This is a genomic window from Paenibacillus gallinarum, assembly GCF_014836635.1.
In the GTDB taxonomy this organism is placed as follows: Bacteria; Bacillota; Bacilli; order Paenibacillales; family Paenibacillaceae; genus Paenibacillus; species Paenibacillus gallinarum.
The window spans coordinates 675914-691119 of record NZ_JACSQL010000002.1 but is presented as its reverse complement, the minus strand read 5'-3'; the positions used below and the strand labels follow the sequence as shown (position 1 = coordinate 691119).

The 15206-nt window shown below is 42.5% G+C and carries 14 protein-coding genes; all 14 read right to left on the bottom strand.

The window, feature by feature from the left end; all coding sequences use genetic code 11:
* Positions 1–68: 68 nt before the first annotated feature.
* The 14 genes from H9647_RS08450 to panB all read right to left on the bottom strand — a co-directional run bounded on the left by H9647_RS08450 (position 69) and on the right by panB (position 14945).
* Positions 69–776 carry a DnaD domain-containing protein gene (locus H9647_RS08450; protein ID WP_191799289.1) on the bottom strand — a complete coding sequence of 236 codons (708 nt, stop codon included), beginning with the start codon at positions 774–776 and terminating at the stop codon, positions 69–71.
* A gap of 20 nt (positions 777–796) precedes the next feature.
* The gene (gene asnS, locus H9647_RS08445; RefSeq protein ID WP_191799288.1) at positions 797–2092 is read right to left on the bottom strand and encodes an asparagine--tRNA ligase; all 1296 of its coding nucleotides are present in this window, start codon (positions 2090–2092) and stop codon (positions 797–799) included.
* A gap of 28 nt (positions 2093–2120) precedes the next feature.
* Positions 2121–3326: an acetate/propionate family kinase gene (locus tag H9647_RS08440; RefSeq protein WP_191799287.1), complete on the bottom strand. Its 1206-nt coding sequence runs from the start codon at positions 3324–3326 to the stop codon at positions 2121–2123.
* Positions 3323–4195, bottom strand: coding sequence for a 3-hydroxyacyl-CoA dehydrogenase family protein (locus tag H9647_RS08435; protein ID WP_191799286.1), 873 nt, complete (start codon positions 4193–4195; stop codon positions 3323–3325). Before H9647_RS08435 ends, H9647_RS08440 begins: the two co-directional genes overlap by 4 nt.
* A 136-nt stretch (positions 4196–4331) precedes the next feature.
* Positions 4332–5834, bottom strand: coding sequence for an AAA family ATPase (locus tag H9647_RS08430; RefSeq protein WP_191799285.1), 1503 nt, complete (start codon positions 5832–5834; stop codon positions 4332–4334).
* Positions 5827–6354 (bottom strand): hypothetical protein, encoded by a 528-nt coding sequence (locus H9647_RS08425; protein ID WP_191799284.1) that lies wholly within the window; start codon positions 6352–6354, stop codon positions 5827–5829. Before H9647_RS08425 ends, H9647_RS08430 begins: the two co-directional genes overlap by 8 nt.
* Before the next feature lie 178 nt (positions 6355–6532).
* A complete protein-coding gene (locus H9647_RS08420; RefSeq protein WP_225229131.1) occupies positions 6533–7051 on the bottom strand; it encodes a cell wall elongation regulator TseB-like domain-containing protein in 519 nt (172 codons plus the stop codon).
* Between the two features lie 29 nt (positions 7052–7080).
* On the bottom strand, positions 7081–8382 hold the full coding sequence (locus H9647_RS08415; protein ID WP_191799283.1) for an amidohydrolase: 1302 nt from the start codon (positions 8380–8382) through the stop codon (positions 7081–7083).
* The gene (locus H9647_RS08410) at positions 8369–9028 is read right to left on the bottom strand and encodes a redox-sensing transcriptional repressor Rex (protein WP_191799282.1); all 660 of its coding nucleotides are present in this window, start codon (positions 9026–9028) and stop codon (positions 8369–8371) included. The genes H9647_RS08415 and H9647_RS08410 overlap by 14 nt, the downstream gene beginning before the upstream one ends.
* A 37-nt stretch (positions 9029–9065) precedes the next feature.
* Entirely contained in the window at positions 9066–11939 is a 2874-nt protein-coding gene (gene dinG, locus H9647_RS08405) for an ATP-dependent DNA helicase DinG (protein WP_191799281.1), read from the bottom strand.
* 136 nt (positions 11940–12075) lie between these two features.
* Positions 12076–12705: a tetratricopeptide repeat protein gene (locus tag H9647_RS08400; RefSeq protein WP_191799280.1), complete on the bottom strand. Its 630-nt coding sequence runs from the start codon at positions 12703–12705 to the stop codon at positions 12076–12078.
* 93 nt (positions 12706–12798) lie between these two features.
* Positions 12799–13182: an aspartate 1-decarboxylase gene (gene panD, locus H9647_RS08395; protein WP_160033195.1), complete on the bottom strand. Its 384-nt coding sequence runs from the start codon at positions 13180–13182 to the stop codon at positions 12799–12801.
* Positions 13175–14071, bottom strand: a complete 897-nt coding sequence (panC, locus tag H9647_RS08390) for a pantoate--beta-alanine ligase (RefSeq protein WP_191799279.1) — start codon at positions 14069–14071, stop codon at positions 13175–13177. The genes panD and panC overlap by 8 nt, the downstream gene beginning before the upstream one ends.
* 1 nt (position 14072) lies before the next feature.
* Positions 14073–14945: a 3-methyl-2-oxobutanoate hydroxymethyltransferase gene (gene panB / locus H9647_RS08385; protein WP_191799278.1), complete on the bottom strand. Its 873-nt coding sequence runs from the start codon at positions 14943–14945 to the stop codon at positions 14073–14075.
* Positions 14946–15206: the final 261 nt, after the last annotated feature.

Below are 15206 nucleotides of genomic sequence, written 5' to 3'. Positions count from 1 at the left end.
ATTCTTATTATCGCGAAAAGAGCAAAAAAAGGCACCCCTTAAAGGAGTGCCTTACATTACTTATATGATTAACGTCCACCACTACGGAAACGGGCGGCGTATGCTTTTACATCCTCGGTTGTCTTAACCCTATTGCGGCTCCATTCCAGTAATATACGATCAATATATCTGAAATGAACTTTCCCAGCAAACACAGCTTCCTTCAGAGCAAGCAATATCAACTCTTCAGGGTATCGATCCTGATCGATCCAGCCGGAGATTGTTTCATATTCCATGGGAGAAAGAGGTCTGCCGAACTCATTCTCAAAAACCCGAAACATGTTACGTTCTTCGACTTCCTCCATCGTTTGTCTTGAATACTGCTGATAAGGTAATGCTGCTGATTTTCGAGCAACAGCTGGAGAAGATGATTCTTCCTGAAGACATTCCGCAAGTTTTACATATAATCCAAGCACATTATAGCGCTCATATTGTATGCCACTCGCTTCATCCAAATCCTCGTCTATACTAACAAAACCATCTCTCATCAGCCTTTGCAAGCCACGAGCAACCTGTTCCGGCGGTATGTTCATGCGAACTGCCAATTCCTCCAGCGTTGGAAAATCATTTCCTTCCAGCTGTTGAAATGATATCAGATGTTGAATTAGAAGCATTTCTCCATCTGACAAACCAAGCCGGGTGTAATAACGGAGCAGTGCATAAGGGAGCTGAACGCTCCCCATAGACATCCCGTAAGCAATACCTTTCACCCATGTACCCTCACCTGGTTCGCTCATTTACATACCTCCTATGGTCCTTACGGATAAAGACGATACAGTGTGCGTGGGAATGGGATCGTTTCACGTACATGATCAAGTCCGCAAATCCAAGCTACTGTACGTTCAAGTCCAAGACCAAATCCGGAATGAGGAACAGATCCATAAGTGCGAAGATCCAAGTACCACTGATAAGCTTCACGGGAAAGATTATGTTCTTCAAAACGCTCTTCCATCAGTTTCGGATCGTCAATACGCTGGGACCCGCCGATAATTTCGCCGTATCCTTCCGGAGCGATCATGTCTGCACACAATACCACTTCTGGACGGTTCGGATCTGGTTTCATATAGAAAGCTTTAATTCCTGCTGGATAGTGAGTAATGAATACAGGTTTGTCGTATTTTTCGGCAATCGCTGTTTCATGAGGAGCACCAAAATCTTCACCCCATGGAATATCAAAACCTTCTCCTTGCAGGAATGTAATTGCCTCATCATACGTAATACGCGGGAATGGAGCTTTGATATTCTCAAGTTTGGAGATATCACGGCCGATGCTTTCCAGCTCTTTACGGCAGTTTTTCACTACCGATTGTACTACGTGTGAAATGAATTGTTCCTGAATACGCAAGCTTTCTTCATGATCCACAAATGCCATTTCCGGTTCAATCATCCAGAACTCAATCAAGTGACGGCGAGTTTTGGATTTCTCTGCACGGAAAGTAGGACCAAAGGAATACACTTTACCAAGAGCCATTGCAGCTGCTTCCATATAAAGCTGGCCGCTTTGTGTCAGGTATGCATCCTCATCAAAGTATTTGATGTGGAACAGGTTGGTTGTTCCTTCCGCAGAAGAAGGTGTCAGGATTGGAGGATCTACAATCGTAAATCCATTCGTATCAAAATACTCCTGAACTGCACGAATAATTTCCGCACGGATCACCATAATTGCACGCTGTTTGTTCGAACGAAGCCACAAGTGGCGATGATCCATCAAGAAATCAACACCGTGTTCTTTCGGCGTAATTGGATAATTTTCAGTTAAATGAATAATTTCAATTCCTGTTACCGTAAGTTCATATCCAGACTGGCTGCGCGGCTCTTCACGAACCACTCCTGTTACATAAAGTGAACTTTCTTGAGTAAGACTTTTGGCGTCGTTCCAAATTTCTTCAGAAACTTCACTCTTCACTACAACTCCCTGGATATAGCCTGTACCGTCGCGAAGCTGTAAAAATTGAATTTTACCGCTGGAGCGCTTGTTATTGATCCAAGCACCGATCGTTACTGTCTCTCCAACATGCCTGCTGACATTGCGAATGTCACTTTTCGTGCTCATTCCGATCTCTCCCTGCTTATAATATTAATTATTGAGTTGCTCCTACAATACGATGTGTATCGCGTGCAATCACAAGTTCTTCATTCGTTGGAATCACGAGAACCTCTACTTTGGAATTTGCTGTAGAGATACGGCGTGGTTCACCAGAACGGATTTTATTCAGTTCTTCGTCTACTTCAACACCAAGATAAGTCAGTTGCTCCAGAACACGCTGACGAAGTACAACGGAATTCTCTCCAACCCCTGCTGTAAAGACGATCACATCAACACCATTCATCGCTGCAGCATAGGAACCAATGTATTTACGAAGACGATACTCGTACATATTGAAAGCAAGTGTAGAGTTAGCTTCACCTTTCTCCATTCCTTCTGTAATCTCACGCATGTCACTGCTGATGCCGGAGATGGCAAGCAATCCACTATGTTTGTTCAACATGGAATTTACTTCGTTAATCGTAAGATCTTCCTTGTTCATTACATATGGAACGATTGCTGGATCGAGGTCACCACTGCGTGTTCCCATCATCAAACCTTCAAGAGGTGTCATTCCCATGGAAGTATCAACAGAAACTCCATTCTTAATAGCCGTTAAACTCCCCCCGTTACCTACGTGACAAGTAATAATCTTCAAGTCTTCGATCGGACGATCAAGGAATTCAGCAGCTGCTTTACTTACAAAATCATGGGAAGTACCGTGTGCACCATAACGACGTACTTTGTACTTGTTATAAAGAACACGTGGAATAGCATACAGGTATGCGTGTTCAGGCATCGTTTGATGGAATGCAGTATCAAATACCACAACCTGCGGAATACCCGGCATATTTAGCTCTGCTGCGTTAATTCCCATCATCGCAGCTGGGTTATGAAGCGGTGCAAGATCGATCAGACGACGGATCTCAGCTTTTACTTCGTCCGTTACGAGTGCCGATTCTTTAAAAGCTTCCCCGCCGTGCACTACGCGGTGACCTACTGCTTGAATTTCTGAAATTGAACTCATTACACCGTGAACTTCATGAGTCAATTTGTCCAGCACTTTACGAATAGCAGTTGTGTGCTCAAGAATTTCGCTAACTTCTGTAATTTCTTCTTTACCTGTTGGTTTGTGATTCAAAATTGAAGAATCCATACCAATCCGTTCTACAAGTCCTTTTGCAAGAACAGATTCATTCGTCATGTCATACACTTGGTATTTCAGAGAAGAACTCCCTGAGTTGATAACTAAAATTTTCATACTCGGTCACCATCCTTGTCGTACTTGAAGAAGCCCTCTCCTGTTTTTACGCCGAGTTGTCCAGCGCGAACCATTTTTTTCAAAACAGTAGATGGTCTATACTTCAGTTCACCAAACTCGCGGAACATACCCTCAAGTGCTGCATGAACAGAATCAAGTCCGAAACGATCCGCCATTTCAAGCGGCCCATGTTGGAATTTGTAACCAATACGTACCGCTTCATCGATATCTTCTGCAGAAGCAACTCCCTCTTCAAGCAGATGAAGAGCTTCGTTAATGTGAAGGCAGATCAGACGAGAAGTAACAAATCCAGGGGACTCATAAACCATGATGCCTTTTTTGCCGAGCACTTCTTCTACAAACTGTTTTGTTGCCTCAAACGTTTCATCAGAAGTTTTAAGACCGCGAATAATTTCAACCATATCAATGCTGGAAACCGGATGTGTCCAGTGTAGTCCAATCATACGTTCAGGCGAATTAATGGAACCTGCAAGCTCAGTTAAGCTAAGAGTAGAAGTATTACTAGTCAGAATAATATCTTTACCAATTGCTTCTTCCAGTTTTCTAAAGAGAACTTTTTTCTCTTCCAGATCTTCCGTAATGGTCTCTATGATCAAATCACAAACAGAAAGTTCCTCATAACTTGTCGTTTTATGGATTCTTGACAAGATCAATTTCTTCTCTGCTTGGGTGATAGCCCATTTCTCTAATTTCTTATCAAGTCCTGTTTCAATCATTTCTACTGAATGATCTAATTTCTCAGGGGTTTGTTCTACGAGCAAGACGTCGAGGCCTTTGGCTGCAAGCATTTCTGCTATACCTTGGCCCATTGTACCTCCGCCGATAACTCCTATTTTTTTAAACAACATGGTTACTGCTCCATCCCTTTCTTGGTCTCTAGTAATATTTTGTATTTTTCTTTGTCGAAAAATACATTTTATGACCCAACATCTAATAATATCTTAGCACGAAACAAAAGTAAAAAAAAATAACCAGCATCATAGATTATGCTGGCAATAATGTACTTTCTTTGAATAATTTGCGAAATTCATCACCAGATAACACTTCTTCTTTAAGCAGGATGCTTAATGATTGATCAAAGATAGGACCGTGATCGATCAACAGCTGTTTTGTACGGGAGAAAAGGTCATTTAATATAGCTGAGTTTTCTTTCATCATTTCGGTCTGTGAGACCATCTCAAGATGCACAATCCCGAGTTCCGTAAGTCCAGAGCTGATCATTGTTTTAACAATATCTAACGCTTGCTCAAAATCATTTCTCGAACCCGTACTACGGCCCCCGTAGTAAATCTCTTCTGCTGCTGCACCGCCTAGCGCAATCATAATTTGAGCTTCTAAAAACTCTTTAGTGTATAAGTATTGTTCTTCTTGCGGGTTATGTCTTACATACCCTAGTGCTTGTCCACGCGGACTTAAGGCAACCTGGCCAACACTATTCGGACGTACGGCTTCTGCCGCAATCGCATGTCCTAATTCGTGTACTGCTACCCGTCTTTTCTCGTCTTCATTTGATTCTCTATCTGTTTTTTCACCCATCATCACCTTATCGATAGCCATGGATAGATGTTTTTGCGAAATATACTGACTATCATCCCGCATCGCATAAATCGCTGCTTCGTTCATTAAACTTTCCAGTTGCGCACCAGAGAAGCCATAGGACTCTTCCGCAATTTTGTCCATGTTAATGTTTTTATCAAGCGGCTTATTTTTGGCATGCAGTTCAAGAATATGTCTGCGTCCTTTTTTATCCGGCAAGTCCACCTGTATATGTCTATCAAAACGTCCTGGACGAAGTAGCGCACTGTCGAGCATTTCTTTACGATTGGTTGCAGCAATAATTAAAATGCGCGGTGCGTCGGATGTGTAGATTCCATCCATTTCTGTCAGAAGCTGATTCAGGGTCTGATCGTATTCACGTTGTTGCCCGCCTTCTCGCTTCCCGCCAATAACATCGATTTCATCAATAAAAATGATTGCATTTTCTTTATTTTCCTTGGCTGCTCGCGTTCTCGCATCACGGAACAACTCCCGAACACGACCCGCACCCACACCTACATACATTTCTACAAATTCACTGCCCGATGTAGCAATAAACACGGAATTCGTGTAATGTGCAGCTGCTTTGGCCATGAGTGTTTTACCTGTTCCCGGAGGGCCGGTTAACAAAATTCCTTTCAAGGGACGGATACCAAATTTCTGTATTTCCTCATGTCTGATTAGAAAATCAAGTGCCTCTCTAAGCTCCTGTTTCGCACTATCTTGACCGCCTATTTCCTCAAAAGTGAGCTTCGGCGGACCTGCCTTTTTTCGCTTTCTTTCACTGCTTGCACCGACGGTCAGGCCGCCGCGCATCTGCATGAGAAGAAAAACACCTCCAACAAGAAGCCCCATAAGCAATAAAGGAACTACATTAACCCCAATATAGACGAGAAACAAAAAAATGACGGGCGTTGCGCCAATCAAGATTTCTTTGGTCCATTTAGGCATTTGGCCATACCCCCATCGTTGCCGACTGTCTCGGCAAAATAATAAACTTGCTTGCCTCTCCATCTGATAGACTCACGTACACATTTTGATCATCCATATCGTAATCTACTTGTATGCTGCCATCACTCATTTTCTGCAGTTCTTCTGGAATCTGAGTATATTGTCTAGTTTCCATTGCTTCTGCTACCGTAAACAAGGCGCTTGACCAAAATTCATCGAGTTCCTCTGTAGAATGATTTTTTACGTCAAGTTTTAGTTTTTTCCCTTTAATATACTGACTTCCATCTGTATGAATAAGCTCAACTAGACCCCTCAGATTCGTTTGAGGCTCCAAATCAAGATTCAAATTCACTTCCTTTGGGGTAATATCTATTTGAACATTGTTGACACCTTCATATGCTGAAACCAATTTTTCAATAGGTTTAAACATGGCCACCTGACGGTACACAAACCAACCGCCAAACAGCAGTGTTGCAGTAACGAACAAAGATACTGCTATTGGAATGGGACGTAATTTCAAGTGACAACCTCCCTTATTTTTCGTCTTTTTACTGTAAATAAAATCTATAAATATAGCATAACATACTGTAAGCATGAAATCTAAACTATGAAATATTTTCTATCTTACTAATAATAAAAACCCCGATGAACTTGATTAAGTTCATTCGGGGTTTATTTGTTATATCAACTTTTGCTAATTAATCAGGCAATTGATATCCATTACCTATTTCGGTTCCATCACTAAATTGATAGAATCGATACACATATTTGCCCTCTTGCTTATAAAAGAGCTGCCATACATACGTTTTATTGTAGTAACTTGGCTGCAAATGAATAATCTCAATATTGCCTAACTCTGAAGCGATTTTGGCGTACATTTCATCTTCAGAAATACTATTATCAATGAGTTCGGTATGAACACTATTTTCTCCAGTAATTGGCTTACGATCTAATCCGAACTGGACCCAGACCATAATCGGCTTATTCTCGTTGTTGAGTCCTTCTATCGTCCAATAAATCGAATCTTCTCCCCAAACCGACTTTTGTGTTTTTGTAACGGACGTAAGCTGCGCCTGTTGCTCTGCAATCGACACCGCCAGGTCTCTTTCCGCCCACTGATCTTTCATTACGTAAACATAAAATTGATAAATCCCAAATAAGATTAGTAATACCGTAAGAATACTAATGTATATCCATTTTTTTCGATTTCTCCTCAAGGCGGGACTCCCTTCTCACCCTTCGTCCGTTAGCGGGCTTTCAGTCCTTTAAATGCAGATTCTGCTTCTCGTTTAATACGTTCTTCATCTAAAGTAAGAGCTTCTCCATCTTTTAACAACTGTTTGCCATCTACCCATACATGTTTGACGTCTTTAGCACTTGCAGAGTATACAACATGAGAGATCAAATCTGAATACGGCAAAAAGTGCGCCTGATCTAAATCAATCGCTACAAAATCTGCTTTCTTGCCTACTGCAAGCGTCCCCGTATCCTCAACGTAGATCGATTTTGCTCCATATTCTGTTCCCATACGAAGAGCTTCTGTCGCTGGAACAGCCGTTGGGTCACCAGAGACTCCTTTATGAATAAGAGCAGCTAGACGCATTTCTTCAAACATGTCCAGATTATTATTGCTCGCAGGTCCATCCGTTGCTAACGATACAACAACCCCAGCCTTTAGTAGATCCGGAACTCGAGCTACACCGCTGGCAAGTTTCAAGTTACTTCCTGGATTGTGCGCTACAGCAACATTATATTTAGCAAGAATCTCAATTTCTTCATCAGTTAAATGAACAGCATGCGCCACGAGGGATGGACGTGAGAAAAAGCCCAATTTTTCTAAATGAGCAACCGGACGGAGTCCATAATCCTTCACATTCTGCTCTACTTCTGCCTTGGTTTCAGACATGTGCGTATGGAGCGGTAGGTCCAAATCATGTGCTGCCTGAACAAATTTTTCAATAAACTCAGGGCCACAGGTGTACGGTGCGTGAGGAGACAGCATCGTGGTAATTCTGCCACTCGCTTGTCCGTTCCATTCCTTAGCAAAAGAAGTCGCTTCCGCAAGTTTAGAAGCTCGCAGTTCATCTGAACCAAATCCAATAACACCGCGCATCAGGCTTGCACGTATACCCGACTCCTCTACTACCTTAGCTACTTGATTCATTTGATCGTACATATCAAGAAAAGCGGTTGTACCCCCTTTAATCATCTCAAGGATTGACAAGGACGCTCCCCAGTATACATCGTCTGCTGTGAATTTCTCTTCCATTGGCCACATCTTCTCTTGAAGCCAAATTTGAAGTGCGAGATCATCCCCATAACCTCTCAGAAGTGACATTGCAGCATGACCGTGTGTATTGATCAGACCGGGAATAAAGAGTAGATTTTTCCCGTCAAAAGCTGTTGTTTCTTCTTCACCCTCAGGGAGTTTCTCGCCTATGTAGGAAATCTTATCATTCTCTACAAGCATATAACCTTTAACAATTCGCCATTCTGGGTCACTAACTGCAAATTGTCCATTCTTAATAAGCCATTTATGACTTGTCATCTTCTGTTTCTTCCTTTCCTTCTTCGCTCTCAAGATAATAAGCAAGGCTTAATAGATCGGTTGTGAAATCAGCCGTGTGAATCCGAATATGCGGCGGAGCTTTGATAATAATAGGCGCAAAATTAAGTATAGCCTCTATACCTGCTTCAACCATGCAATCCGCTACACGCTGAGCTTCAAAATCAGGTACCGTAATGATTCCGATCCGAATATTACGTTCCTTCACTGTATTCTGTAACTCTTCCATTGGCTGAACTGTAAGTGTATTAATCATCGTTCCAATCTTTTTATCATACGAGTCAAATACAGCAACAATCTTCATATTGTCTTTTACATAGCGGTTATAGTTAGACAAGGCTTGTCCGAGATTACCTGCCCCCACGAGAGCAACATTAATGACTTGATCAATTTTGAGAATTTGGCGGATTTTATCAATAAGATAAGCGACATCATATCCGATTCCCTTCCGTCCAAAATCACCAAAATAAGCTAAATCCTTGCGGATTTGTGCTGGATTCAGATCCAGTTTAAGTCCGAGTTCTTGAGATGATACCGTTGTAACTTCTCTTTTGTACAGCTCCTGCAAATAACGCAGATAAACGGGCAGCCGGCGAACGACTGCCTCTGAAATTTTATCCGACTTCATTGTGAACTCCCCCTTACATCAAAAACAATTTCTTATCTCAGTATGTTTCTTTATTCATTTCATGTTCCGTCAGCCATTCACTAATTCTTGGAACCATCTTCTCCGTAACCATATGTTCCATTTTTGGACCTGGCAGGGAATACAAAAAGTACTTTCCGTAATAAGATTCAATAACCCTTGTATCGTAAACAATAACGATCCCTCTGTCATTTGCTGTGCGAACAAGCCGTCCAAACCCTTGTTTGAACCGGATCACTGCCTGCGGAACAGAAAGTTTCATAAAAGGATTTTTCTTTTCTTTTTCCAAAAGTTCACTTTTCGCTTCCACCACTGGATGGCTAGGCGGCTGGAAAGGTAGCCGCACGATCGCAAGGCACGTTAAAGCTTCACCTGGAATATCTACGCCTTCCCAGAAGCTGCTTGTTCCGAGCAAAACAGAAGCCTTAGCCTCTTGGAACCGGCGTGTAAGTTTGGTTCGGCTGCCTGTATCTACCCCTTGTCCAAGCACAGTGATGTCACTTGCTGCAAGTGCTTCTTTTAGAGGTTCATGGACTTGTCTGAGCATACGATAAGACGTAAACAACACTAACATTCTACCTTTGGTTGCCTTCGCTGTCTCTGCAAGTGAAGTCACAAGCATACTTACAAAGTGATCATCCCCTACACTTCCTTTTACGCTTGGAAAATCCCGCGGAATGACGAGAAGTGCCTGATCCCGATAATTGAATGGTGATGGGAGTAAGGACGTCATCAGTCTGCCCTTTTCCTGCGCTTCCGATAGTCCTAGTTGATCGATCATAAACTGAAACGACTTGTCTACAGATAAGGTAGCAGAGGTCAAAATCACACTGTGTTTTTTATCGAAAAATAGTTCCTTCAAATGTGAACTTACATCGACAGGGACTGCGTACAGCTGAAGAGACTTACTTCTAAACTGACCGCTTGCTTCAAGCCAGTATACGGTGCCTGTATCGTCAAGCCGCATAAAGAGTCTGAGATTATCCCTCTGCTCTGCTAAGTCTCTGACAAGACCCGTAATATCCGTAATCAGACTATCTGATGCATAATCGTCTAATTCTTCTCTCACTTCTCCAAGCAGCTTATCTGCTTTGCGTACCATTTCGCCTACTGTGACATAAAACTGATTTTCATGTTTTGAGATTTTGTCCCATGCTTTTGGCTTAGCCTGCGGCTTTAGCCTTAGTGAAAACTGTCCAGAATCTCCTGGTGCAGCATCCATTCTCTCTGGTAACAGCCTAAATAACATATCACTCAGCGTATCCCATTCTTCCTTCGCTTCCAGGGCAAATGGAAACAACTCGTCAATAGCTGAAGTCCATTCCACGTATTTCTCATGTCCTGACTGATTGATCTGTTGACGAAGTGCAGGAAATTGCCCGTTACGGCTATCCTTAAACAGTCTTGTTAGCGTATGGACCACTGAGAAATATTTCATATGCATCCCTAGATGTTTACCAGCTACGTCTTCTAGATGATGAGCCTCATCGATAACTAGATAGTCATAACTTGGAAGCAGTTGATGGCTAGCTTTCACATCCGTAAACAGTTTGGAGTGATTTGTAATCACAACATCTGCAATCCCCGCTTCATGACGTGCACGATGGTAGAAACATTTTTTAAACCACGGACAGCTCCGTCCTAAACAGGATTCAGACTCACTTTGCACGGTCTCCCAGAAATCTGTTCCCCGGTGGCTTAAGTTTAGTTCTTCATCATCTCCGGTTTCTGTTTGCGTGAGCCAGACGAGCATCTGAGCAGCAGTAAACACATCTTCTTTGGGTGTAGCAAATTCTTTATTATTCAGCTTCTGTTCAAACTTACGCAGACAAAGATAATGTCCACGACCCTTGAAGATCGCAGCTTTAAAAGGAAAAGGAACGACTTTCGTTAACAGAGGCAGATCACGCTCTCGCAATTGTTCCTGCAGGTTTATAGTGTGTGTACTTACCGTAACCTTGGTCTCCTGCTTTACGCTTTGGTAAATAGAAGGCAACAAATATCCAAGTGATTTACCTGTTCCTGTTCCCGCCTCAATTAATAAATGCTTGTCTTCATAAAGTGCTTTGTTAACTTCATCAAACATCATATTCTGCGCTTCTCTTTGTTCATAGTTGGGAAGTTTTTCTTTTAAATTCTGCTGAATCTTCTCCATGTACTCGCTAAACGATTCATTCTCCAAAGGATTCGGTGCACGTTCGTCCCGTGGCGGAGCAATCGTAGACCAATCATCAATGGCAAGCGCAAGTTGCCTATAGTATTTCTGGCTGTCCAGATCCTGAATCGGCTCGCTTTCCTTCTCTGCCAGCAGTCCATCCAAAAACCAGCCGAAATCACTTTCCTCTGCAGGAAAAAGATCTGTAAGGCGCTGCAGTGTAATTAAAGGTAAGCCTCTCAGTTCTTCGATGCTTTTAAGAAATACATGGGCGGTCGCCAGTGCATCACTATCCGCTTGGTGCGGTCTGTCATGTTCAAATCCAAATTCAGATGAAACATAACCTAGCTGGTAAGAGGAAAGCGAAGGAAAACAAATTTTCAAAAAGTCCATCGTATCCAAAATACGGCCTGTAAATGGCAGGTATCCGCATCGATCTAACGCATTTTGCAAAAAGTAAAAATCAAATGCTACATTATGACCAACCAATACAACGTCATTTAGCAATGGAACAAGTTCCATCATCATTTCTTCAAGATGAGGTGCATCTTTGACATCGTCGTCCGAAATTCCAGTAAGTCCAGTTATAAAAGGTGGAATGGGAACGCCGGGATTGACATAAGAGCTATATGTCTCTTTTATACTTAAATCATGATCTATTATGGTAAGTCCAACCTGGGTGATTTCACCGTCAGACTGGGTACCTGTTGTCTCAAAATCAAGCACAGCAAATTTCATTACAATTAAACGTTCCCTTCATCCAGTCTCTTTAGTAGCATAGCAAAAAAAAAGACATTTGAACATTAGACACAAAAAAAGACGATGCCAAATAAAGAGACATCGCCTTTTTGATGCACTGCATTTTGATGCTTCTCTAGGAGAGAGCAAGCAATTGGGTTCCATAATGGAGTTTTCCGCTATTTGATCTGCACGCTTCCAGATTGTACAGCGGCTCTTGCAAACTTGGATCAAGCTTTAGAGAAAGTGCAAAACAGGAAAGAGCTTTCTCGAGATCCGTATGTTTGGCATGGATACAGCCAAGTGCATTATATGCCAGCGCTTTTAACCTAGGCTGATCGCTGTTCAGCAAAATTCGATTCAGTTCCTTTGCGGCGACATGTGTTTCTTCTAAATGAAGATACGACACAGCTAAATACAGACGAGACATTAAACTTTCCGGGTACAATTCAACGACTCTGTTAAATTCTTCAGCCGCGTGGCTATACATGAGAAGCTTGAAATAACCCTGTCCTTTGACAAAAGATTGGAGCTTAAGTTCTGGAATCATGGCGAAGGGATCAGTCCCGCGGAACAAACCGCTTTCCCGTATTCGAGCCATCTTTTCTTCAAATGACATCCATTCATCCATAATTCCATCACTCATCTGTTTTAGCAAATTCCACTTTCGTAACATCTCTTGTTTCTTAACGGCAGGTGCAACAGAATAATACTTCTCAATCTCATCGAGCGCATCATTCATTTCGGCGAATAAATGTTGGAACATGGCTTGCATCCCACCCTCGGTAAAATGGATTAGTGCAGTAACCTAATCACATTTTCTGCGTAAAGGGCAGTTTTCATTCCTTATTCCCATGGATTACATGATCGTGGCGTGAACTTCCTGTTGAACGGTTTGAACCGGTTTGTTCGCATCATTAACAAATACGACAGTCGGCTTATGACTTGCCATCTCAGCTGCATCCATCATCGCATAAGAGATAATGATAACGGTATCTCCCGGCTGCACGAGACGTGCTGCTGCTCCATTGAGACAGATCGTTCCCGAACCGCGCGGGCCAGGGATAACATAAGTCTCTAGTCTTGCTCCATTGTTGTTATTCACAATCTGTACTTTCTCATTCTCAAAAATATCCGCTGCTTCCATTAGATCGCGATCAATGGTAATACTTCCTACATAATTCAAATTCGCTTCCGTTACGGTTGCACGATGTATTTTCGATTTCATTAAAGTTCTAAACATGCGAGAACACCTTCACTTTCTGTAAACGATGATTATCGATCAGACGAGTTTTGCCGAACTTTACGGCTAATGCCACAATCACATCCTCTAGATCATTAAGCTGCTGCTTCTCACCTAGAGGTTGTAAACCGGGAAATGTCAAAATCTCCACATAGTCAATTACCGCAGCTGGTGATTTTTTAATCTCCGCAGTAACCAGACTGCGAAGCTCACCGATGGTGATATCAGTACGTTCTCTACTTGCTTTCTCAGCAAGGGAAAGCGAACGTGACAAGCAGAGAGCCTGTGTACGCTCCTCGCTGCTTAAATAGACGTTACGGGAGCTTAGGGCAAGCCCATCGTTCTCTCTCATGATTGGGCAAGGAACAATCGTTACAGGCATATTCAAATCAGTAACCATTTGCGTCAGCACTGCAACTTGTTGAGCGTCTTTCATGCCAAAAAATGCGTAATCGGGCTGTACTATATTGAAAAGTTTGGCGACAACGGTTGTTACCCCGTCAAAGTGACCTGGGCGAGAAGCACCGCATAGGCGTTCTGTCAGACCAGAGACTTGGATCGTCGTCTTCGTTGGCTGAGGATACATTTCTTTGACTGTAGGAATAAATACAATATCTACTCCTTCTTTTTCAGCTACTGCAAGATCTCTCTTCTCATCTCGCGGGTAACTTTCGAAGTCCTCATTCGGACCAAACTGAATCGGATTCACAAAAATACTTAGTACCACAATATCGGTTTTATTTCTTGCTTGTTTCATCAAACTGGCGTGACCTTCATGCAGAAAACCCATTGTAGGCACAAATCCAACCGTAACTTCCGGTTTGGAAATTTGCTTCTTCATTGCTGCGATCTGAGATCTTAGTTCCTGAATACCACGTACGGTAATCATCTTAGTTGTCCACCTTTGCTTTACGATTTCCGTACAGCGATTCAACGACACCGTCTTCTGCAGTAAATACATGCTCCTCAGCCGGGAAAGATTTCTCTTTTACTTCTTTTACGTAATTTGCAATACTTTCACGAATGAGGGAACCTACATCACTGTACGTTTTAACAAAACGTTTCGGAATATAAGGAGAAGCATACTGAACAATATCATGGAACACAAGAACTTGCCCATCACACCCTCGTCCTGCACCAATACCAATCGTCGGAATGCTAAGTTCACGAGAGATTGCTTCCGCTACTTCTTCGGTTACCAGTTCCAGTACAACTGCAAAAGCACCCGCTTTTTCTAAAGCCTTGGCGTCTTCGAGCAATCGTCTTGCATCTTGTGCGTCTTTTCCTTGTACTCGGAATCCACCAATTTGATTCACAGACTGAGGCGTGAGTCCAATGTGTCCGAGAACAGGAACACCTGAGGAAACAATGGTACGAACCGTGTCCGCAATCTCAGCTCCACCCTCCAGTTTCACGGCATGGGCATGCCCTTCCTGCATTAATCTGCGAACACCGCGCAAGCTTTCGTCAATACTGCCGTGATACGTCATAAAAGGCATATCGGCAACAATAAACGTATGCTCAGCTCCACGTGCAACAGAGCGGCTATGGTAAACCATATCATCGAGTGTTACAGGAATTGTCGAGTTATATCCAAGCACAACGTTACCAAGTGAATCTCCTACAAGAATCATATCTACTCCCGCTTCCTCAGCAAGCAACGCGGAAGGATAGTCGTAAGCAGTCACCATTGTGATCGGTTCTTTATTTTCTTTCATTTTTTTCATTTTAACAATATTAAGTGGTTTTTTAACTGCAGCCATTTCGATGTGGCTCCCTTCTGTTTCTGATATCGACCGTAAGTCTAGAATGTTGAAAAAATGTGAAATGTCCTACGGATTCTCATCAGCTGGGCCCCGGAGGTTTAGATGATGAACACAAAAAAAACCTTTTAGTTGTCACTAAAAAGGTCCCAAAAGTCAAAAAAGAGTCACTTAACGATCGTCCCTTCTGTCTCGGTCCTCTTCGGCTCAGAGCAGAATCCAACAAACCTATAAAATAATAATTTTTAAAGCAGACTAACT